We start from the raw sequence: 23,401 nt of genomic DNA on the forward strand, positions 1-23,401 counted from the left end.
GTGAAATTCTGCAGTTAATTGTAATTCAAGAGAAAACTCAGACATAAAAAATCGGCCTTAAAATAAATTTAAGACCGATTATGAAGGCTGCCAAGGATCGTTCAAGTCCCTTAAACGATCGGCATTAACTTCGAAAAGCAGGGTTCTTATTCATTTAACTGTATTAGATAATCAATTACCTAGGTAGCTTAACCAAATTATTGTGGGTTAAGGCCTAGTTGCTCTAGTACCAGTTTAAAGTTAGCACGACGTTCTTTAACGTTATGTACTTCACCAGTAGAACACACTAAATCAGGACAACCACGGTTTACGATACCAGATACATCATCGATAAACTCAGTACCTTTCATGCCACCATCAACATACTTCTTAAGCTCGTTGTGGTAGTTCCAGTTACCGTATTGACCAGACTCATCAGGGTACGCTTGTACTGATGTAACCCAGTAGAATAGACCAGCAATCCACTTGATTTCTTTGTTCTCTTCAGAGCTACAAATTAAGCCTGGGTTTGAACAGAAATCCAGTTCAGCGTATAGCGGATTCTCTGGTGGCGCTTCAACAACAACACCATCAATTGTTTTACCAATTGTCTCAGGATCAACGTGTGAACGACCTAAGTAGTGGTTAAGTGTACCGAAGTTTTGACGACCTGTAGTTTGAATTACACCACGGCCCCACCAGCCACAACCTTGAACGCTTTCTTGGCTGCTGCCATCCCAAATAAAGCTACCTGCTTTTTGATCAACGTAAGTTTTACATGTATCACGTTCCCATACTTGCTTAGACGTATCTACAGATGTTGGTACATCATTACAGTGACCATTGTTTGTCCAACGACCCACACTTCCGTTTACAAGTAAACCACGCTCTTCAAGAACAGCATCAGGTGCAGCAAATACAGGAGCTGGAGCACCGTACCATTTCGCATGGGTTAGGGCACTTACTTCCATTTTGTCATCACGAGGACAAGAGTAAGCGTGATCTAAACCTGAAATAGGGTTAACACCGTAATCTGCGTATTTTTGACCAAGTTGACCACAGCTTGCAGACATTGGGTAATCAGCAGGTGCACCGTATTTGATTTCAGACCAGTTATTCTCATCACACGCATTGTAACGAATGGTTTCTTGCATACTTTGAGCTAGGAACGCAGCAATTGCTACTTTTGCATATTTGATGTTTGTTGCATCATCAACGTTTTCATCTAATAGCCAGAACTTGTTACCTGCAACACCAATGTTATGCATTGCATTCAAGCCTTCCATGAAGTCTGCCCACTTGTAAACCGTAGACGGAATCCATTGTGATTGAGGCGTTTCATACAAGAACGCAGTGTTATTCATTGCATCTTCAGCATTTGCTAATTGGTTATTTAGTTCATCAATAACCGTTAGTTTGCCGTTTTCTGTTGTTTTACCAACGTAGTACAGTGGCATTTTAGCATCTTGGTAGCGTTCAATTTTAGCTGTTAATTCTGCCGTATTTTTATCAAACAAAATTGCGAACACGTTGCTGAATGCCGCTTTACGGATTTGTGGTTTGCTAGACTTGTCACCCATGAAGTAAGCAGAAGCTTGATCCGTTGGGATGTTGTTTAGCATTACCGGTGTTTTCACGTAATCAGAAACTTGCTTAACGTATTCCAAAGCATTGTGCCATTGGTCATTTGATAACGCTTCAGTCGTGTTTGATTTTGTGAACGCAATAAAGTCAGCTTTTGTTGCTAGTTCAGCTTTATAAAGCTCTAATTTATTCAGTAAATCCGCAGAGAAACTAGACGCCTCATCCCAAACAGATTGTCTACCTGAGTGCGTATCAAAAGCAAAGTCACCAATGCTTAGAGACCAACCGTAACTTGCTTCTGGCGCAAGAGTAGAGATGATTAGGTGATGAGCGTTTGCCCAACCTTTTAAATCATTGCTTAGAGCGTTGATGTCATCAATATCAATCTTATTGCCAGTGATATCCATCGCTTGTGTTAGTGCTTCTTTAACATAAATACTGCTTGAAGATAACGCATTATCACGAGTCGCTTTATCAAGAACATCAGAGTTGATGATAATAGATGCTGAACCCGCTTGTGCAGTAGCATTAATGATAGATACAAATGTGCTTGTTAGCTTATCGAAATCAGCTAGATCAGCACTGTTACTTGCTTGGATCGTCAATGTCGTTGGTGCTGAAGTAGCAGGACTTGCAACAACTAATGTATTTGGCCAGCCAGCTACTTCTAGACGTACTGGATCCATTGGGTTTGGTAGAGAAAGAAGCGGAGCAGTGCCCGGTTCAGTACCATCACAATTTAGGTGAAGAGCCCATGAGTCATCACTACCTGGAATGGTTTTAGTCCAGTAGATTGCTGAGTAAGCGATGTTATCATGAACCATAATGTCACCACCTGTTGCGTGATCACCACGAGTCCAATCAGGATAAACATTAAAGTCTTTACATAAGTCACCTGGAGTTACAGGCGGCTCTACTGGTGGCTCTACCACATCTTCTTCAACAGTGATTTTTACTGTTGTTGTAGAAGAAAGATCTTGTGCATCAGTAGCGATAGCATTCAGAGTTACATTACCAGCTTGAGTTGGTTGCCAGTCACACGCAAATGTGTCTGTATTCGCTGCGTCAAATGAACAGATTTCTTTGTTGTTTGCTTTAACAACCAGTGTCGCTAAATCGTTATCAGCATCTGTTGCATTTACAGAAATTGATAGGCTCTCAGTAACGTTGATTGTTGAACCATTAGCTGGAGTAACAAACTTAACTACAGGCGCAACGAAATCTTCAGTTATTTCTGTTTTTACAGTAACAGATACTGATTTTTGTTCGATCTTTTGGTTATTTTTATCGAAAACAAATACGTTAATCGTCGCATTACCTTCTTCACTTGGCGTCCAAGTTTGAGAGTATTGAGTGTTGTTTTGGCTTACTGTTTTTTCAGCAAGCTTGGTGTTGTTCGCCCAAAATTCAACTTTAGCAGCTAAGTTGCCATCAACATGTGCATTGATTGAGATAGCTTCGTTAGCGGTTAACACTTGTCCAGCAATAGGAGCAAGGATAGACAGCTCAGTCACTTCTGGTTCAGGATTTACAGGTTCGTCAGAACACTCTGTTAGTGTCCAGAACCAAGAACTTGCGCTTGGCGTTTCCCAAACACCTGGGTTGTTTTGAGCAATGAAACATTGGTTTTCGTATGAAACTACATCGCCATTCTCAACTTGAGTCTTACCTGGGATAAACGGAATAATATCGCCTAAATCAGGATCTGGAGTTGGGTTTGGTCCTGGATTTGGACCCGGACCTGGGTTTGGTTCACCTGAACATTCAGCAGCATCCCAGAACCATGAATCAGCGGTAGGAGATTCCCAAACACCTGGATTATTTTTAGCAACAAAACAGTCGCCATTGAAAGAAACCATATCTCCATTTTGAACTTTTGTTTCACCAGGAACAAAAGTAACAAGGTTAGAAGTTGCACTTGCATCAGCGGCGTATAAATATCCGCTGAACATGACGCTAGTAATAGCGGCTGTTATTTTATTTAATTTTATCACTGCTTTTTCTTCTTTTTTATTTATCTTATCTAGATAAATTTATTAATTATAAAGGTGTGCGATGGATAGATTTCATCATCATTCGCTTCCTTGCCTATGATTGAATGAACCGTTTAATAAAGGCCCATTCTGTTACGAAAAGGTTAATTCCTAAACCACTATAATTAGGCAAAAACCTCGAATCGAACCACGCAAAATTCATTTATTAATATCAAATTAATAGCTGAATTGAATTTTCGAGCATTCTAACCAGAAGAATTTTTAAGGATATCAAGAGTTTTTCAAACTGTGATCTTGCTTCTAAAGTAATTCTTGGAATTGCGACTGCAATATGTTAGATGTCTGTTTTTTTGACATAAAAGTCAGTTTTTTGTTGTTATTTTGACTTTTTAAAAGAGGTGATTTTTTAATGTCAAATGTGAGTCTGTATTTATTTTGAGTTTGGCGTGAAAACTTATGTTTCATAATTGATCGTTAATCGTAATAGAACATGATTCGTTAGTCGTTTTATTTTGATTGAAGAAGAGGCATATAAATTCTAAATATAAATTTAAGTTAGCGATAGTAAGCTTTTAATTTAACATTGTGGTAACTCTTTGGCTCGAGTGATGGAGGCTTTCTTATATTAATAAATTTAGCTCTTAACCACTTCGTTACCCCGATCAAATTCTGCTTTTTTAAACCTGATATTCTTATGAAAACTAATGATTTTCCTTACCAAGGATGGTGGTTATGCGTCATGTTTTCAGTCTGAACTTATTGTTTGTTTTTTTAGCTACATTTCTCTTTACACCGTATTTATATGCAGAGCCAATAAAAGAACCATCTCGTCCTAAAATAGCTTTGGTTCTTGCTGGTGGTGGTGCAAAAGGGGCGGCGCATATTGGCGTATTAAAAGCGCTTGAAGAGCTAAATATACCCATAGATATTATTACAGGAACCAGTATGGGGGCGTATGTCGGTGGGCTTTATGCTACAGGGAAATCGGCTTCTGAGATTGAAGGGTATTTGCATACCGTAGATTGGTACAGTGGCTATCAAGATGAGGTAGGCAGAGAAGAGAAAAATAGTCGAGATAAAAAGTACGAAGACAGATTTGCAATAAATCCATCGTTAGGAATCAGAAAAGAGGGAGTAAAATCACCAAAGTCAGCGATTCAAGGACAGAATATGCTCAAGATTTTACGTGAAACATCTGGTAATCCCGTGTCCGTTGCATCGTTTGATGATTTTCCTATTCGCTACCGTTCAGTTGCGACTGATATTGTTTCAATGGAAGAGGTGATTATCGATCATGGCCTTTTAGTTGATGCCATGATGGCAAGCATGTCGGTCCCCGGCGCCTTACCACCTTATGAGTTTGAGGATAAGCTGCTTATCGATGGTGGCGTAACCAATAATATGCCCGTTGAACTGGCAAAAGAAATGGGGGCAGATATTGTCATCGCGGTGGATATTAGCTCAAATTATATGACTAAAGAGCAGATAGGTTCATTATTTGATGTGGCATCTCAATTAACTAATTTTATGGTTAAGCGCAGTACTCAAGAGCAAGCGGAATTTTTAACAGATAAAGATATTTTATTGCAGCCTCGTGTTGGTGATATTGAAACGACGGATTTCTCAAGCATGCCAAGAGCGTATCAAGAGGGCTACGATACAGTAATGATGCTGAAATCACGTCTGCAATCTTTAGCGGTTACTCCAAACGAATATGCTCAATACAGTAACAAGATAAAGCAGCAATCAGCTAACGTTCGTTTAGCTCAAGGCGCAATCATTGATAAAGTGGAAGTTGAAAATCGAAGCCATTATGAGAGCGACAAACTAGAGCGTTTTATTCAGTTTGAGAAAGGAACATCGCTTAACAGTGATTATATTGAAGGCAAAATTCACGCTCTATATGCAACCAATCGTTTTGAAACAATTACTTATTTAGTTGAAGAAGATAACAATGAAAATGTATTAAAAGTGACCGCCAAAGAGAAAGAGTGGGGACCTAATTACTTAAATTTTCGTTTTTTCTTAGAAGAAGATTTTGATACGCACAGTCAATATGGTCTTGGAGCATCAATTAATTTTACCGATTTAAACGATTATGGCGCTGAATTACGTACAAATGTTGAATTAGGTACGGATAAGATATTTGATGCGACCATTCATTATCCTTTTTATTTAAATCATCATTTCTTTGTGCAATCAAACATGATGTATAGCGATAAAAAACGCTCAATTTCAACAAGCAGTTTAGAAGATAAAGAGCCAAACAGTAGTATGAGTTTTTATCCTGTTAATCTTCGAGATTTTACCGTCGATGCTTTGTTTGGTGTAGAAGCAACAAAAGATCAGCAGTTAAAAACAGGGATCTTATATGCAAAAGGAAGTCATGAATTAACCGGACTTTCAGCGTATGGAAGAACGGAATATGAACGCTTAGGTGCAACGCTCGAATACAATTTTGATAGTTTAGACAGTATTTCATTGCCAACGCATGGTTCGTTAATAAATGCACGTTACTTATATGCATTCGATAAGGTAAATAGCCGAGATGTAGATGGCTCTGATCATTCAGAACAATACATTGATGAATTTACAGCAGAAGCGTTATTTGCCAGAAGCATTGCAAGACATACTTTCATTGGTAGTGCGGAATATGGGATAACGAACAGTGATGATTACTTGGTTCCAGTTAATCCGATTGAGCTTGGCGGGTTTAATCATTTATCAGGCTTGCCACGAAACAGTTTGATTGGTGCAAATAAAATTTATGGACGCTTAACTTATCGATACCGTTGGTTTGAGAATGATTTAGGTATGTTTAAAACGGCGTTTTATTTGGGGGCATCAGCAGAATACGGTGGTTTATGGTCAATGAAATCAACAGACGTTAGTTCCGCACCGCTTATTTTCTCTGGTTCATTGTTTGGAGGAATAGACACGCCTATTGGGCCGATTATTCTGTCTTATGGACGAGCAGAAAATGGTTTAGATTCTGTGTATCTGATTGTTGGAAATGTTGAATAAGTGTGGAGATGATTAACGGTTTTAAGATCAGGGTTGATTATGATAGTACAATCAATCCTGACTAGTTTACGCTCTTGAAAAACGCTTGTGATGTTTCGTTAAATTATCATTGAGCAGTTGCTCTGCACTGTACATGGCATCTTTGGTGGCAATATCCAGTGTCCGCATTCCTTTAAAACGAAGAGGTTCTTTGATTGCCACATCATGAGCAAAAATGACCAGCTTGGCATTCTTTATATCAAGAGGGGTAATACGGTTATTAATACCATCAGCGCCTTGGGTTTCTACTTTGATTTTAATACCGAGTTTATGAGCCGCTTTTTCTAAACTTTTAGCCGCAAGAAAAGTATGAGCAACTCCTGATGGGCAAGCGGTAACTGCCAATACGTCGGCTTCACCTTCATTTTTGACGGATTCAAAAGCGAGTTCTTGTTGTATCTGTTCATCATCTTCTTCCGCGTTTTTCTTAAGTAAAATAACAATAGCGGCAGTGGTGAATGCACCCAAAAGCGTTCCTATAATGTAACCAATTTTGCCATCGACAACAGGTAATACAATCCATCCTCCCCAAGGAGCATGATTTAATACATTAAATACAAAACCTGTAATATTACCGACAATGCCACCAGCCACAATCGCAGGGATAACACGAGCGGGATCGGCAGCAGCAAATGGAATCGCACCTTCTGTTATGCCTATCATTCCCATAATTCCGGCCGCTTTACCTGCTTCTCGTTCATCACGTTTAAATTTCTTTGGAGATAAGAACGTCGCCAGTGCCATTCCCAGTGGTGGAGTACAAATAGCGATGCCAACACCGCCCATTAACCATGGCTGAGTGTTTACTTGAGTTTGAGCAAATAAGGTTGCTACTTTATTAATTGGTCCACCCATATCAAAAGCGGCCATCGCACCTAGAATTGCACCTAAAGCGATTTTTCCTGAGCCTGCCATGCTAGCGAGCCATTCGTTTAACGCCGCCATGGCGTTCGAGATAGGAGCGCCAATTACCCACATTACTGCTGCACAAGTGAGGAAGGTGCCAACAAGGGGATAAATAAAGATAGACCCTAACGAAGCCATACTTTCAGGCAGTTTAATTTTCTTTAAACTGCGAACCACAAAGCCAGCAAAGAATCCAATGATGATCGCACCTAAAAAACCGGTATTGTATTGTTGAACTGCAATCCATGAACCTATCATGCCAGGAGCGAGTCCCGGTTTATCTGCAATAGAGTAGGCGATATAACCACCTAATACCGCAGTAAATAGCGTTAACCCTGCGATGCCCATTTGAGCGATATCAGCCAAAATACCTTCTGTTGGTACGGCCCCTTGACCTGAGATCATTACAGATAAGGAAAGTAATACACCACCAGCAACAATGAATGGGATCATGTGCGATGTACCAAATAATAAATGTTCTTTGGTGCGGCCTAGTTTACGAGTTAACTCACTTTTCTCTGTTTGAGGAGGAGTGTTTTCAATGTCGGTTGATTCAGTATTTGGTTGAATAATATCCGTAAAAAGATCGAGTATTTCTTCTTTTGAGTCGGCTTTTTTGAGCTTGTTGGTAAAACCATCTTCAATCAAACGACTGGAGATCTGTGCTAAGGCTTCAATGTGTTGGTTATCATCACCATCAGTTGAGGCGAGCATAAAAAAGATATCAGAAGGTTCACCGTCTTCAGCACCATAATCAATACCGGTGCGACTGATCCCAATAGCGACAGAAGGGGTGAGTACGGCAGAGCTTTTTGCGTGAGGAATAGCAATACCATCCTCAAAACCTGTGTTGCCTATCTCTTCACGGGCCCATACATCGGCTAAGAATTGCGTTTTATTAGAGAGTTTTCCGGCATCATCTAAAATTTGAACCATCTCTTGAAGGATATCTTCTTTCGATGTGGATTCAAGGTTTAAACAGATAACATTGGCGTTTATAAGAGAGGTGATATCCATAACAATTCCATTATCTACCGGTAATAGGGCGTAATCTTAGTTGATCTTCGGGTTTTTATAACTGGATAAAAAATACATTTACTGGACTATTGTAACCTAATTGGTAAAGTGTGAGTTTCATCCTTATTCATTTATATAAAGCAATTTATCATAAATAACAGATATATATCGAACATTTAAATTGTAATAAGAAAAGAGTTAATAATGAAAATTGTAGCAGTTACCGCTTGTCCTACAGGAATCGCACATACTTATATGGCTGCGGATGTATTGAAAAAAGCGGCAGCAAAGTTAGGTGTCTCAATTAAAGTGGAAACACAAGGTGCAATGGGGGTAGAAAATGTACTGACACCCGTTGATATCGTCAGTGCTGATTTGGTTATTATTGCATCGGATATCGAGATTGAAGATAAAAACCGTTTTTTAGGAATTAATTCAAAACAATTCCCAATTGAAACCATATTAACGGATGTTGAAGGTATACTGAAAAAACACCTTTTCTAATGGAGCTTAATACTATCGATTACCGAATTACTTTTTTTGTAAAAGATCAGGGCTTGCCACCTCAAGTTGCAAGTCAATTAACCCGTCTTGCTAAAAAGTTTAAGAGTTTGGTTTATATCGATAATATTACTCAAAATAGAAGCACAAACGCTGAAAGTTCATTGGGATTACTTCAAGTCGGTTTGTGTCCTGGTGATTTTTGTCAATTAATCACCGTGGGTATGGATGCGGAGTGGGCCAATTTTGTTTTAACGGATTTATTGTCGTCGACGTTTGATTTTGTTGCTTCAGATAAATTGTGTGATTTCTCAGAAACCATTACCAATACTTACCCTCAATTAACCCCCCAGTGTGAGGTTGATTTCCACTACGTAAAAGCGCAAGCCGTACTGTCTAAGTTTGAAATCCTAAAAGGTTTGTCTCAACTTATTTATCCAAAAGAATCTGATGAGCTATTGCTTGCATTGATAAAGCGTGAAGAGCGTTCATCGACAGCAATGGCAAAAAAGATCGCTTTGCCACATGTTATTTCCCCTTATGTAGAAAAACCGACAATCGCCATTATTCGCAGTGATTACCCAGTTGATTGGGCGTCCAAGATGGGTGATGTGAATGTCATTATTGCTTTGGTGCTTCCTGAAAAGCCAACCAAAGAGATGATTATGGCAGCGACGTATTTAACGCGAAGTTTATTATCTGAGGATTTCAGTCAAAGATTGGTACACACAAGGCAGCCTAAAGGGCTTCAAGCTTTGATCTTATATGCAATGTGTCAATTATTGTAACGACAATAGTGAATATTGCGGGCATAAAAAAGCTGACTTAACGACAACGCCAAGCCAGCATTCTGCTAGACCCTAGACCCTAGACCCTAGACCCTAGACCCTAGACCCTAGACCCTAGACCCTTTAATTATACGCTCTCGCTACGTTACCACTGCTGGTTAACGAGTAACGTTTTGCATAAGCAGGAACAAAAACAGAGTGTCCTTTTGCAACTGTTACCGATTCACCATTTTCGTGAGTTAAAGTTAAATCGCTATCAATAGCGAATAAGATCTCTGCGCTGTTGGTTTCTAGCGTTAACGCATCTGTTGCGGTAAATACTGAGAATTTAAAGTCATTAACAGGGATAGGGTAGCTCATACCACCATCAACCGTATTTGGTTGAGTAAGTAATGATGAAAGAGGTTGGCTTACAAACTCAGTGCAAGACATTAATTCATCAATATCCATGTATTTAGGTGTTAACCCTGCACGTAATACGTTGTCAGAGTTTGCCATGATTTCTAACCCTGTTCCATGAATATAAGCGTGCGGTGTACATGCGCTTAGGAACATTGCTTCACCCGATTTTAACGTAATAACATTAAGCATAAGTGGAGCAAATAAACCTACATCATTCGGGTATTGAATCGCAAGATCTTGAAGCAGCACAAATAGCTCATCAGTGCTGCTTGATGCGTAATCCAGTAATTCAGCAACAGCACGCTCTTTGGTTTCATTTTCTAAAGAAAGAATCGCTTTAAAGAAACGTTGTAAACCGTTTGAATTTGGTTCCTGAGCTAAGTCATCAACATAAGATGCAATAGTTGGAAGCTGCATTGCAGAGAACAAAGAGACGATTTCTTGATAATCTCTAAAGCCGTTCATCGCTTTATAGTCAGTTAATGCGTAAACCAATTCAGGTTTGTGGTTGTTATCTTTGTAGTTACGATTGAAAGCCGTTAGGGCAATGCCTGTTTTTTCTTCTTTTTCAAACCCATCAACCGCTTGTTGTTTATTTGGGTGAACTTGAATAGAAAGGGCTTTTTCTGCTGCTAGTACTTTAAAAAGGTACGGTAATTCACCAAAGGCATCAGCTGTTGTTTTTGATAAAAAAGCTTCTTTATCTTGATTGATTAAATCAGATAAAAGAATAGAGTCGCCATTAACAGTAACCGCAGAACAACCATTAGGATGAGCGCCCATCCAAAGTTCAGCTTGAGGTTTACCTGTGTTGTTTTTTATATCAAATAAGGCTTCGATTGAAGTGTGACTTCCCCAAGCATAATCTTGAATTACGTTGGTCATTGGGTAAAAAGTTTGAGGTTTTAATGCGTTCATAATGTACTCGTCATAAAACTAGAAAGACACTATCAACGACAGGGGGATTGTCGTCAATAGTGTCAGAGCAATTAAGCAGCTACAGGAGCAGAATTTTTGTTCTGGCGCATCTTTTTAAGTGATACACAAACTAGAGCTGTCACAACAGTACCTGCTGCCATACATGCAATTGCTAGTACTGGTTTGTTCATTGCACCAAGAAGCGCAACAACTGGACCACCGTGAGCAACACTGTTTGTAATACCAAATGAGAAAGCCATTACTGCAGCAGTGATTGAACCAAGCATGTTTGCAGGGATAACAGACAGTGGATCTTGAGCTGCAAATGGAATCGCACCTTCAGAGATACCAACTAAGCCCATTGCACCAGCCGCTTTACCCGCTTCGGTTTCAGATTCTTCAAAGATATTGAATTTACGACCAATAACGGTTGCTAAAGACATACCTAGTGGAGCAACAGGAATCGCACACGCCATTGCACCCATAAATTGAGTTTGACCACTTGCAATCATACCTACAGAGAATAGGAAGGCTACTTTGTTGAATGGACCACCCATATCAAAGCCAGCCATACCACCCAGTACGATACCAAGCAATACAACGTTACCTGTACTCATTGTAGTAAGCAGCGCAGTTAATGAATCCATTAAGCTTGCGATTGGAGCACCAATAACAAAGATAAACAGACCTGAGATAAATAGAGAGCCTGCAATAGGAGCTATCATAATAGGAACTAGCGGTTGAATAAATTTGTTGTAGTTAATGTTGGCAACAAATTTAACGAAGTAACCCACTAATAAACCAGCGATGATAGCACCAATGAAACCAGTACCCGCTTCTGCACCGTAGAATGAACCATTGTTTGCAATCCAACCACCAATCAAGCCAGGAGCAAGAGCAGGGCGATCAGCAATAGCGTAAGCAATGTAACCGGCTAAAACAGGGATCATTAAAGTAAAGGCAACCACACCAACATCAAGCACTTTATTCCATAGGCTACCAGGAGGAATTGCCATTCCACTTTCTGTTGGTTGACCACCAAGCGCTAGAGCCAGTGCGATCAATAGACCACCAGTAACAACAAATGGGATCATGTGAGATACGCCATTCATTAGGTAACGGTATAGATCAGAACGAGCTTGTGATGTTTTGTCTTTAGTTTCAGATGATGCATTAGAGTTATCAGCCACAAAAGGTGGTTGAGAAAGTGATTGAGTAATTAACCCTTTCGCATCTTTAATTGGCGCTTTTACGCCAGTTTGAATTAATTTTTTACCAGCAAAACGATTCAGATCCACTTGCTTATCACAAGCCACGATGATCGCTTCTGCTTTTTCGATTTCTTCGGCTGTTGGGCTATTTTTAACACCAATAGAACCGTTCGTTTCTACTTTGATTTGATAACCTAATTCAGCGGCACCTTTCTCAAGCGCTTCAGATGCAAGGTAAGTATGTGCAATACCTGCAGGGCAACCAGTAACGCCAATCAAGAACCCTTTATTCGCTTCAACAGCTTCTGCTTCGTCAGTTTTTTGAAGCAGTAATTCAAGTGCCATTTTTGAAGACGTCGTGTTTAAGAATTTCTCAATAAAGCCGTCTTCGATTAACTTAGATGATAGCTCTGCAAGTACTTCAATGTGGTGATCTGCACCATTTGCTGGTGAAGCGATCATGAAGAATAGACGAGATGGAAGACCATCTTCAGCACCGTATTCGATGCCTTCTTTGCTAACACCAATCATTACAGCAGGAGAAATAACCGCCGCACTTTTAGCATGAGGAAGTGCAACGCCTTCTTCAAATCCGGTATTTCCTAACTCTTCACGAGCATAGATATCCGCTAAAAATTGTTGTTTATCACTGATGCGGCCTTGCTGGAACAAATGTTCAGCCATTTCAGAAAAAACGTCGTCTTTAGTTTGAGCTTTCAGGTTTAAACAAATGAGTTGTTCATTGATTAAGTCAGTAATCATGAAATATTCCCTGTTAATGATGGGTTACTTATGTAGGGACAGTTTGAATGGAATAAGGGCTTTGTGTAAGTGTGCGAGAAAGACATTTACTGGATTATTGTAACATCTGTCAGCAAGTGTGATTCAGCTCTTATTTTTATAAAACGAAATATCTATAATGTACAAATCAAAAAATTATTTAATAAATAAAGAGTTACATGGCTACTTGGTGTGTTTCTCATTGTTGTTTTTATCAATAGTAATCATGCACTTGATTATTAAAGTGGATAAAAATGCGGTTATTTTCGTAAAGTGGTTATCATGGATTTAGTATTTAATACCGTTTTAGAGGCCTTGTTGGCTGAGAGAGAAAGCTTTAATCAGATCTGGTTTGCTGGAGATAAAGTAACGCCTCCTGCATGTTGTTATCAGGTAAACTTTCCTCGTCTTGAATTGGTGATTAGTGGTGAATACCGAAACCAAATAGAAGATCCTGAATTTGGCATTACTGAAGTTAAAGTCATGGCTGGTGATGCCTTGTATATCCCACCGAACTGTTGGAATAAGCCAGATTGGAGTGAAGATTGTTCTGTACTTAGTTTGCTCTTTGGTCGCAGACAAGTTGGCTTTAGCTTAGTGAGTAAGCGTAAAGGAGAAGAGGGGTTTTACGACGTACAAAAGTACAGTATTCAGACTCGTACAGGTCACGCTATTGATAATATTTTAGAAGCGCTAAATGCGTTAGCCCGCGAACCAAACAAAAAACAGATCGACGAATATCTGCTTCTTGCGTTACTCAGTTACAGTAAGTCTATGTTAGGTGAGCCAAGTGAAACAGTATCACCTAAGAAGCGCAGTGAAGATCTGTATCAGGGAATTTGCATTTATATTCAAGAGAATTTCCATAAAAGCATAGATAGAACCACGATTGCGAATCGTTTTAATATCTCACCAAACCATTTATCGCGTATGTTTAGACAACAGGGACATATGACATTGGCTGATTATATAACATGGGTGAGAATTGAACGCGCTAAATTTATGCTAAAGAAATACACCTTCCGTTTAACTGAGGTAGCAACACGTTGTGGCTTTCAAGATGTGAACTATTTTTATCGTGTATTTAAGAATAAAACCAGTTATACCCCTTCTGATTATAGAGCGATGGTAAAAGTATAAAATAATCACTCACAACGACTATCTATAGAGGTTCACTTATGTATCATGTGAAGAAAGGAAGTGATTCATAAAGGATGATGTGTGAGTTGGATATTATTTACGTTACTTGCTGCGTTTAGCCAATCATGGCGGAATGCGTTTCAAAGTCGATTAAGTAAAGAATTGAATGTGACAGGCGTGACGCTGTCACGATTTTTGTGGGCGGGACCATTAGCGGCAATATATTTGTGGCTTCTTTATTACTTTGAGCCTGTTAATTTACCAAGCTTTACGGCTTATTCGTATTTTTTCATTATTGGTGCATCAGTAATGCAGATCATCGCCACAGGCTTGATGGTGGTATTGTTTAAACAGAAAAACTTTGCCATTGGAGCTGGACTCGCAAAGAGTGAAGCCCCTGTGTCTGCTTTTCTTGGCGTTTTATTCTTTGGCACGTCTTTATCATTATTTGGTTGGTTAGGGGTGGCAATAGGCGCGGTTGCTGTCTTCTTATTAAGTTGTCCTGATGGCCTTCGTAGTATTTCATTCAAAACGGCAATCATAGGTTTGGCGTGCAGTACCTCTTTTGCGTTAACGTCATTGTGGATAAGAGAGGCGAGTTTAACCTTATCACTGCCATTTCCACATCGTGCCGCTTGGGTTTTATTCTTGGTGATTTTATTTCAAACTATTGCGCTTGTTTCTTATCTTTTAATTAGAGACTTCAATACACTTAAGGCGATGTTTATAAAGCCTAAATTAGTTATTATGACCAGTATAGCCAGCTTTATAGGATCACTTGGTTGGTTTAGTGCTATGTCATTACAAACGGTGCCATTAGTAAAAACTTTGGGCCAAGTTGAAGTCTTTTTTACTATGTTGATCTCTTTCTTTTGGCTAAAAGAGGGGATAAAAAGAAAAGACATATTAGCGTTAATATTGATAGCAATCGCTGCTGTGCTAGTTATGTGGTAGTAAAAAGGACTATGAGGAATAGTCCTTTACTCTACAATCAAAACTCTAACGCAGTTATTAAGCCTTTTAACCTAAGATGACCCGTTATTTATTACGATTGGTATCAATCTGATCGTTTCGTTTTATTAATTTTAGCGCTTCAGAAAGCGGTTGTGGTCGCGCAATCAAAAAGCCTTGTACTTTATCAACACCACACTCGGCAACAAATTTAAATTCATCTTCTGTTTCAACACCTTCTGCTACCACTTCACAATTTGCTACATCACCCATTTGAGCGATTAATTGGTATAACTGTTTACCTTTAGTTGTAGAAGCATCTAATAACAAAGAGCGGTCTAACTTAATTTTATCAAATGGGTATTTTAGTAGATGTGGGAACGAAGCATAACCGGTTCCAAAGTCATCCATAGCGATTTTAATTCCATGGGATTTTAAGATTTCTAAAGTACTCAGCAGATTATGGTTATCACTTAAAATTGCTTCTTCTGTTATCTCAATTTCTAGCCAATGTGGTGGAATTGAAAAGAACTTTAGACGATCGATTACGTGCTCAGCAAAACCATGTTCTTCAATAGAAGCGACAGAAATATTGATAGCAACACGTCGATCTTCGTTGAGATCCATTTTCTGCATATCAGTTAAGACTTTATCAATAACCAATTTATCCAGTGTTGGCATCATATTAAGCAGTTGGAAATCGCTAATAAAGGTAGGTGGGCATAAATTGCCTTCACGATCTTGATAGCGTAATAATGCCTCAAAAGAGATAACGTCTTTCTCAACAACAGATTGAAGTAATTGATAATGCATTACAAAGCCATCTTCGTGTAGCATTCGAGATAAGCGTTGCTGGGTTGAAGAATGCTTTAAGCTCGTCGCTGCTGAGCTTCTAACGTTATCTAATAGGCTTTTAAAAATCGACTGTTCTATATTCGTATTACTCAGTACCGCAGGGTGATTGAGTGCGTATTTCCCTGCAAATGCCAGATAAAAAGGACGATATACAAAAATACCTACAATGATAATAACAAGCTGTAATATTGAACCTTCTATGTTTTCTCCCATTGCAACATAACCACTAAATAATGGTGGAGTCATCCAATTAACGATATTAACGACTGGAGATATAGCTCCTGAAAAGATAGCTAAATAAGTAATTAAAAAACTGATTAATGGTAACGCAACAAATGGGATGATCAATAATGGATTAAAGATGATTGGTAAGCCAAACAGCAAAACCTCATTGATATTAAACATGACCAATGGAAAAGCTGCTAGAGCCAACATTATATGATTTTTTTCTTTTGAAAATAGAAGAATACAAAGTAATAAACTGATGGAGTTCCCAGATCCTCCCATCGACATAAACGCATCATAAAATCCCTGATTTATGATGTTTAACGTGGCTTCTCCTGCTGCCCAATCCGCCATATTCTGTTGAGTTTCAGAATAGATGGTCTGTTTAACGGCAAACAACATGTTGTGGCCATTAATGCCAATCGCGCCTAATAACCCAAGAATGGTTTGATAGATTAACCCACCAGTAAAGGTTAAAGGGTCAGCACTCATGTTGCCGATTAATGCCGTCATGTAATTAATGACTTTCATCATCAATTTAGACAATAAAAAGGCGGCGCTGATAAAAGTAAAAAAGTGGAAGACGTGCTTAAACAAACGAGAAGAAAAATCCAAAGCCTGTGGTTCTAGTTGCTGTAGATTAAAGCGAGTGCAATACATGAATGTGATCAGAGCACTTAAGAGAGCAAGTAGTGGATTATTAGGAAAATAGAAGGGCGTAGATAAACTTCCGTTCTCTATTGAAAGCAGATAAAACAGAGCTAAAGCGTAGATGATAAATGTTGCACTACTAAAGGTCGTTTTGTGTGATAAGTAATACCCTGCAATAACGCAAAAAGAGAGTGGGTAGATGTTAATTAATAAATTCGATAAATGAAAAAGAAGGCTTGAAAGTTCTTTAAATTCAAAAAAGTTAAATAAATGCCCGAGTAGAACAGCGGTTGCGTTCGATAACGTTAGAGGTAAAAGAAGTAATGCAATTGCGGATAAATCATAAATGTAAGAGCGTGATGAAGACTGCGAATTCTTACGTTTAAACACAGAGGTTAACCCTGATAGCGCACTACTAACAAAATTAAGATTTAAAGCTATTTTCAAATGAGAAATTCCAATAATTGATTACATTGTTGAGATATTGAAAAGGTCCGTAAACTAACGGTTTCAACAATGATAAATCATGCTATCAATAGATAAATTGTATGTAACGTCTTAATAAACAAGCATAAAAAAGCGATGGATTCTGACATACAGGTTACCATCTTGCTAGTATTAATTTGTGCTCATTATCATTATTTTTAAAAATAAAATCTTTTATTTATAAATTAGTGAGTTACATCATGATTACGGTTATTTCACCGTAACAAAAGGGAAAGGAATTATTCATTTTTTAGATAAAAAAATAGACAAACATACGCTTGTCTATTTTATATAGATAGGTTGTTAGTGGTGAGTGTTACTCTTCGTAATTCTCAATGCTTGGGCATGAACAGATTAAATTACGATCACCATACACATTGTCTACACGGTTGACGGTAGGCCAGTATTTAGAATCTTTTGATTGTGATGATGGGAAGCATGCTACTTCACGAGTATATGGATGCTCCCAGCTATCAGACATCAAATCGACTTGTGTGTGTGGTGCATTAACAAGTGGGTTGTTGTCTAATGGCCATTCACCTTGCTCAACTTTATTCATCTCTTCACGAATCGCTATCATCGCGTCACAGAAACGATCCAGTTCAGCTAGGTCTTCAGATTCCGTTGGTTCAACCATTAAGGTTCCTGCAACTGGGAATGACATGGTTGGAGCATGGAAACCAAAGTCCATTAATCGTTTCGCAATGTCTTCTTCGCTGATGCCTGTCGCCTCTTTTAATGGACGAATATCTATAATGCATTCGTGCGCAATACGACCATTGGTACCACGGTATAACACAGGGTAGTGAGGGCGTAGGCGTTCCATTACGTAGTTGGCATTTAATATCGCCACTTTTGTCGCTTCAGTCAGACCCATTTCACCCATCATAGCAATGTATGCCCATGATATTGGTAAGATAGAGGCACTGCCTAAATCCGCAGCTGAAACAGCATAATCCGTTCCTTGAACACCGTTTTCAGTGTGCCCCGGAAGGAAAGGCGCAAGGTGTGATTTAACACCAATAGGACCCATACCCGGACCGCCACCACCGTGTGGAATACAGAAGGTTTTGTGTAGGTTTAAGTGAGACACATCTGAGCCGATGAAACCTGGGCTTGTTAAACCAACTTGCGCGTTCATATTGGCACCATCAAGATATACTTGGCCACCAGCTGCATGTACCATGTCACACACTTCACGTACTTGCTCTTCATATACGCCATGCGTAGAAGGGTAAGTGATCATGATGCTTGATAGATTCTCTTGATGCTTTTCAATTTTCTCAGCGAGATCGATCATATCGATATTGCCGTTCTCATCGCACTTCACCACGACAACTTTCATCGATACCATAGATGCGGTAGCTGGGTTAGTACCGTGTGCGGAGCTTGGGATCAAGCAAACATTACGGTGAGCGTCACCACGACTCTCATGGTAACGTTGAATCGCAATTAGACCTGCGTATTCACCAGAAGCGCCCGAGTTTGGTTGCAATGAAAATTCATCATAACCTGTGATTTCACATAACATGGATTTTAGTGACGTTGCTAGTGTTGTATAACCTGCAGCTTGGTTTAATGGTGCAAATGGGTGAATACCACCAAACTCTGGCCATGTAACAGGCAGCATTTCTGCAACGGCATTTAATTTCATGGTACAAGAGCCAAGTGGGATCATGCCATGAGTTAAAGAGAAGTCTTTGTTTTCCAGTTTTTTCAAATAACGTAGCATTTGAGTTTCACTATGGTACGTATTAAATACTGGATGAGTTAAGAAGAAAGACGTTCGTTGACAATGTTTAGGTATGGCAGCAAATTCATCTTTCTCTACTTCTGCAGATAAGGTTTCACATTCTGCGTTATCGATACCAAATACCGCTAATAGAGTAACCAGATCCGAAACCGTGGTTGTTTCATCAAAACTGATCCCTAATTTTGTATCAAATTTGCGTAGGTTAATACTTGAAGCCAACGCTTTAGTGTACAAAATATCTGTTTGCTGTTCAGTCTTAACGGTTAAGGTATCAAAGAAATGTTGATGCTCTAGTTCAAAACCTGCTGTTTGTAATGCTTTTGCCACAATAGCCGTAAAGTGGTGGACACGACGAGCAATGGTTTTCAACCCTTCTGGGCCATGATATACGGCATAAAAAGAAGCCATGTTCGCTAGTAATGCTTGAGCGGTACAAATATTCGATGTCGCTTTCTCACGTCGAATATGCTGCTCACGAGTTTGCATTGCCATACGAAGTGCTTGATTGCCTTTTGAATCAATAGAGACACCAATGACACGGCCCGGCATTGAGCGTTTTAATTTTTCACGTGTCGCCATGAATGCGGCGTGAGGGCCACCGTATCCCATTGGCACACCGAAGCGCTGCGCACTACCAATCGCAATATCGGCACCCATCTCACCAACAGGTTTAAGTAGAACAGACGCTAACAGATCGGTTGCAACAACAACGAGTGTTTTCTTGGTGTGAGCTTGAGTAATAAGATCCGTAAGATCTTTTACTTCACCTGTTGTGCCCGGGTATTGAAGTAGGGCACCAAACACATCATGAGAATCAAGATTTGATTCATTATCAACAACCACATCAAAACCGATGAACTTTGCACGAGTTTTAATAACCGCTAATGTTTGTGGGTGAACATCATCAGCAACGAAGAAAATATTGCTTTTGCTTTTTCCGCCGCGCTTACATAGAGTCATGGCTTCTGCTGCTGCCGTTGCTTCATCAAGTAGGGAAGCGTTAGCAATCTCAAGTCCGGTTAAATCCATCACCATTTGTTGATAATTTAGTAAAGCTTCTAAACGACCTTGAGAAATTTCAGGTTGGTAAGGAGTATAAGCGGTATACCAGCCCGGGTTTTCCAACACATTACGTAAAATTACATTAGGTGTGTGAGTATTGTAATACCCTTGGCCGATATAACTGGTATTGAGTGTATTTTGTTGAGCGATCTGTTTTAACTCAGCAAGCATGGCATTTTCTGATAAACCATGAGGGAGTTGCATTGGCTGAGGCAAACGAATTGAGCTTGGAACGGTTTCTTCAATTAATTGTTGTAACGTTTCAGCACCAATAGTTTTGAGCATATGCTGATGTTCAGAAGAAGCGGGTCCATTATGGCGACGAATAAACTCGTTATCCGTGCCTAATTGTTGAAGGAGCTGACTCATTATCTTAATCCTTTTTATGATTTTTATTCTTCGTCTAGGCTTTCAAGATAAGTGTCGCTCGGGATTAGGCTTTCTAATTCAGATGAATCTGAAAGCTTAATACGAGCAATCCAACCGCTTTCGTACGGTTCTTCGTTTACTTGCTCTGGGTTGTCTTCAAGCTCTTCATTGATTTCAACAATCACCCCTGTCACTGGTGAGTAAATATCCGATGCAGCTTTAACTGATTCAACGAGTGAGAATCCTTCACCGGCGGTTACTTCATCATCAACATCAGGTAAGTCCACAAAAACAACGTCACCGAGTAGACCTTGAGCGTGATCAGAGATACCAACCGTTACTGTACCGTCGCCATTGTCACGTACCCATTCGTGGCTTGCTGTAAATTTAAGATCTTTTTCCATGATACTTCTCCAGAGTGAATTGCATTAAGCAAATAGCGTTAAGCGAAATTGTATAAAATAAAATCAAATAGAGTGTTATCTGTATTAATAACAGCCATCACATTACATTCGATAAACATACAAGTGTGAAATGCAACATTCAACGACGAAGTTTCCAATAAGAAACTTTGTTTCCTTTTTTGCTACCTAGCGCACTATTTAGACATTGTTGTTTCCTTTTATCTCGCAATTTCTTTCAGTAAAGTGAATATTAATAAAGCAATTTGGATGATTCATAAGCACAAGGAGCGCTATGTGAGCGCAGAAAAAATAAACATGCAGGAAGCGAAAGTCGTTAAAGTTGAGAAAAATAACGAAGAGCAACCGATTGCTCCATTGGATCTTGGCCAAAGATTAAAAGACATACGAATTCAACTTGGTTTAACACTCGAAGAAGCAAGTAAGCGAACTGGACTTGCACGTTCAACTTTGTCAAAAATAGAAAATGAACAGATTTCACCAACATTTCAAGCATTGCAAAAGTTAGCGACAGGGTTGGATATTGATATCCCACAAATCTTTGAACCACCTAAAACAAAAGGGGCGGCAGGTAGACGTGATATTACGTTAGCTGAGCAAGGTAAGCCTCATCCAACAGCAACCTATGAACATGAGTTACTTGCCACGCAATTATCTAATAAAAAAATGGTGCCTTTTAAAAGTCGAATTCGAGCACGAGATTTTGATGCATATGCAGAATGGGTTCGTCACGATGGTGAGGAGTTTTTATTAGTACTTGAAGGTGAGGTCTGTTTTTACAGTGAATTTTATGAACCAGTAAACTTGGTTGTTGGAGATAGCGTTTATTACGATGCGAGCATGGGGCATGTATTAATTTCGATCAGTAAAGAAGACGCTCAAATTCTTTGGGTGACAGCAAAATAGAATAAACAGCTCAACACTTTTTATAACGACAAATTCAGCCATACAATAAGGCAAATGGAGATAGAAGAATGTCAGATCAATTATATAAAACCGCACTTTACGATATTCATGTAGCCGCAGGCGCGAAGATGGTGCCATTTGCAGGGTATGAAATGCCTGTGCAATATCCACTTGGTGTAAAAAAAGAGCATCTTCATACTCGTAATGCTGCTGGTTTGTTCGATGTGTCGCACATGGGGCAACTTAGACTGAAAGGACAAAATGCCGCTGCTGCATTAGAAGCTTTAGTTCCTGTTGATATTATTGATCTTCCTTCTCAAAAGCAGCGCTATGCATTTTTTACGAATGATGATGGCGGCATTATGGATGACTTGATGGTGGCTAACTTTGGTGATCATCTGTTTGTTGTTGTTAATGCGGCGTGTAAAGAACAAGATATTGCGCACTTAGCAGCTAATTTACCTGCTGGTGTCGAAATAGAGGTGATTGAAGATCGAGCTTTATTAGCGCTTCAAGGCCCACAAGCTGCCGACGTATTGTCACGACTTCAGCCATCTGTGGCTAATATGCTATTTATGGATACCGCTGTGGTAGAGATCAATGGTATTGAATGCTATGTCAGCCGTTCTGGTTATACAGGAGAGGATGGATATGAAATATCAGTACCAAATGATAAAGCAGCAGAATTAGCAGAGACTTTAACGTCATTTGAAGAAGTAGAATGGATAGGTTTAGGTGCTCGTGATTCATTGCGTCTAGAATGCGGCCTATGTTTGTACGGACATGATTTAGATACGACAACGACACCAGTAGAAGCTAGCCTTTTATGGGCAATAAGTAAAAACCGTCGTGCTGATGGTGAACGTGCTGCTGGTTTCCCTGGTGCTGATGTTATTTTAAAGCAGATTGAAACAAAAGATGTAAATCGTAAACGTGTCGGTCTTGTTGGGCAAACTAAAGCCCCTGTGCGTGAAGGTTGTAAACTATTTGATGCGGATGATAATGAAATTGGCATTGTAACAAGTGGTACTGCGGGGCCAACAGCAGGGAAGCCTGTATCAATGGCATATGTACGAACTGATCTTGCGAACCTTGGCACTGAAGTTTTTGCAGATGTAAGAGGAAAAAAACTGCCAATGACAGTTGAGAAGATGCCATTTGTTCCTCAGCGTTATTATCGCGGATAATTAATAACAACAAGAAATGTGTGATCGTTGGTGATCCTTAATAAGTTCGAGTTACTAGAAAAACCTCTGTATTTACTGCAGAGGTTTTTTGTTTTATTGATTTTGGGAATGTTTAACCTAAAATAATTTGTGTTAATTATCAGAAATGCGATTGAAAACTCATAATTAGAGCACAATAGCCACTAAAATAAGCGTGAAATTAGTGTGTATTTTAACGTCTTTCTATGATGTTTTTGCTGAAATATGAGCAT

The 23,401-nt window shown here is 39.3% G+C and carries 14 protein-coding genes; 7 read left to right on the top strand and 7 right to left on the bottom strand.

The genetic code is table 11. The features are described from left to right. Nucleotides 1–197: 197 nt before the first annotated feature. A complete protein-coding gene (locus tag HC728_RS17550) occupies nt 198–3,557 on the bottom strand; it encodes an Ig-like domain-containing protein (protein WP_190395817.1) in 3,360 nt (1,119 codons plus the stop codon). 732 nt (nt 3,558–4,289) lie between these two features. Between HC728_RS17550 and HC728_RS17555 the strand changes: the two genes are divergently transcribed. Next, nucleotides 4,290–6,581, top strand: a complete 2,292-nt coding sequence (locus HC728_RS17555; protein ID WP_190395818.1) for a patatin-like phospholipase family protein — start codon at nt 4,290–4,292, stop codon at nt 6,579–6,581. 66 nt (nt 6,582–6,647) lie between these two features. Here the strand turns inward: HC728_RS17555 and HC728_RS17560 are convergent, their stop codons facing one another. Further along, nucleotides 6,648–8,543 (bottom strand): PTS fructose transporter subunit EIIC, encoded by a 1,896-nt coding sequence (locus HC728_RS17560; RefSeq protein WP_190395819.1) that lies wholly within the window; start codon nt 8,541–8,543, stop codon nt 6,648–6,650. A 204-nt stretch (nt 8,544–8,747) separates the two neighbouring features. On the opposite strand from HC728_RS17560, the gene HC728_RS17565 reads away from it, so the two are divergent. Together HC728_RS17565 and HC728_RS17570 are read left to right on the top strand one after the other, a co-directional pair. Then, a complete protein-coding gene (locus HC728_RS17565; protein ID WP_005423026.1) occupies nt 8,748–9,047 on the top strand; it encodes a PTS fructose transporter subunit IIB in 300 nt (99 codons plus the stop codon). Continuing rightward, nucleotides 9,047–9,832, top strand: coding sequence for a PTS sugar transporter subunit IIA (locus HC728_RS17570; protein ID WP_190395820.1), 786 nt, complete (start codon nt 9,047–9,049; stop codon nt 9,830–9,832). The genes HC728_RS17565 and HC728_RS17570 overlap by 1 nt, the downstream gene beginning before the upstream one ends. A gap of 123 nt (nt 9,833–9,955) precedes the next feature. Here the strand turns inward: HC728_RS17570 and manA are convergent, their stop codons facing one another. Both manA and HC728_RS17580 read right to left on the bottom strand, forming a co-directional pair. Then, on the bottom strand, nt 9,956–11,152 hold the full coding sequence (gene manA, locus HC728_RS17575; protein WP_190395821.1) for a mannose-6-phosphate isomerase, class I: 1,197 nt from the start codon (nt 11,150–11,152) through the stop codon (nt 9,956–9,958). Nucleotides 11,153–11,223: 71 nt separating this feature from the next. Further along, on the bottom strand, nt 11,224–13,125 hold the full coding sequence (locus HC728_RS17580; RefSeq protein WP_065596862.1) for a fructose-specific PTS transporter subunit EIIC: 1,902 nt from the start codon (nt 13,123–13,125) through the stop codon (nt 11,224–11,226). A 300-nt stretch (nt 13,126–13,425) separates the two neighbouring features. Between HC728_RS17580 and HC728_RS17585 the strand changes: the two genes are divergently transcribed. Together HC728_RS17585 and HC728_RS17590 are read left to right on the top strand one after the other, a co-directional pair. Beyond that, nucleotides 13,426–14,283: a helix-turn-helix transcriptional regulator gene (locus HC728_RS17585; RefSeq protein WP_005423022.1), complete on the top strand. Its 858-nt coding sequence runs from the start codon at nt 13,426–13,428 to the stop codon at nt 14,281–14,283. An 81-nt stretch (nt 14,284–14,364) separates the two neighbouring features. Then, on the top strand, nt 14,365–15,237 hold the full coding sequence (locus tag HC728_RS17590) for a DMT family transporter (RefSeq protein WP_065641542.1): 873 nt from the start codon (nt 14,365–14,367) through the stop codon (nt 15,235–15,237). Between the two features lie 84 nt (nt 15,238–15,321). Here the strand turns inward: HC728_RS17590 and HC728_RS17595 are convergent, their stop codons facing one another. From HC728_RS17595 to gcvH, 3 genes are all read right to left on the bottom strand, one after another. After that, nucleotides 15,322–17,355: an EAL domain-containing protein gene (locus HC728_RS17595; RefSeq protein ID WP_190395822.1), complete on the bottom strand. Its 2,034-nt coding sequence runs from the start codon at nt 17,353–17,355 to the stop codon at nt 15,322–15,324. A 412-nt stretch (nt 17,356–17,767) separates the two neighbouring features. Further along, the gene (gcvP, locus tag HC728_RS17600; RefSeq protein WP_190395823.1) at nt 17,768–20,635 is read right to left on the bottom strand and encodes an aminomethyl-transferring glycine dehydrogenase; all 2,868 of its coding nucleotides are present in this window, start codon (nt 20,633–20,635) and stop codon (nt 17,768–17,770) included. A gap of 23 nt (nt 20,636–20,658) precedes the next feature. After that, nucleotides 20,659–21,039, bottom strand: coding sequence for a glycine cleavage system protein GcvH (gene gcvH / locus HC728_RS17605; RefSeq protein ID WP_065621407.1), 381 nt, complete (start codon nt 21,037–21,039; stop codon nt 20,659–20,661). A gap of 315 nt (nt 21,040–21,354) precedes the next feature. On the opposite strand from gcvH, the gene HC728_RS17610 reads away from it, so the two are divergent. Continuing rightward, nucleotides 21,355–21,963 carry a helix-turn-helix domain-containing protein gene (locus tag HC728_RS17610; RefSeq protein ID WP_238933825.1) on the top strand — a complete coding sequence of 203 codons (609 nt, stop codon included), beginning with the start codon at nt 21,355–21,357 and terminating at the stop codon, nt 21,961–21,963. Nucleotides 21,964–22,031: 68 nt separating this feature from the next. After that, the gene (gcvT, locus tag HC728_RS17615; protein ID WP_190395825.1) at nt 22,032–23,150 is read left to right on the top strand and encodes a glycine cleavage system aminomethyltransferase GcvT; all 1,119 of its coding nucleotides are present in this window, start codon (nt 22,032–22,034) and stop codon (nt 23,148–23,150) included. The last annotated feature ends 251 nt before the right edge of the window (nt 23,151–23,401 follow it).

The organism is Aliivibrio sp. S10_S31 (genome assembly GCF_014694495.1).
GTDB classification, from domain to species: Bacteria; Pseudomonadota; Gammaproteobacteria; order Enterobacterales; family Vibrionaceae; genus Aliivibrio; species Aliivibrio fischeri.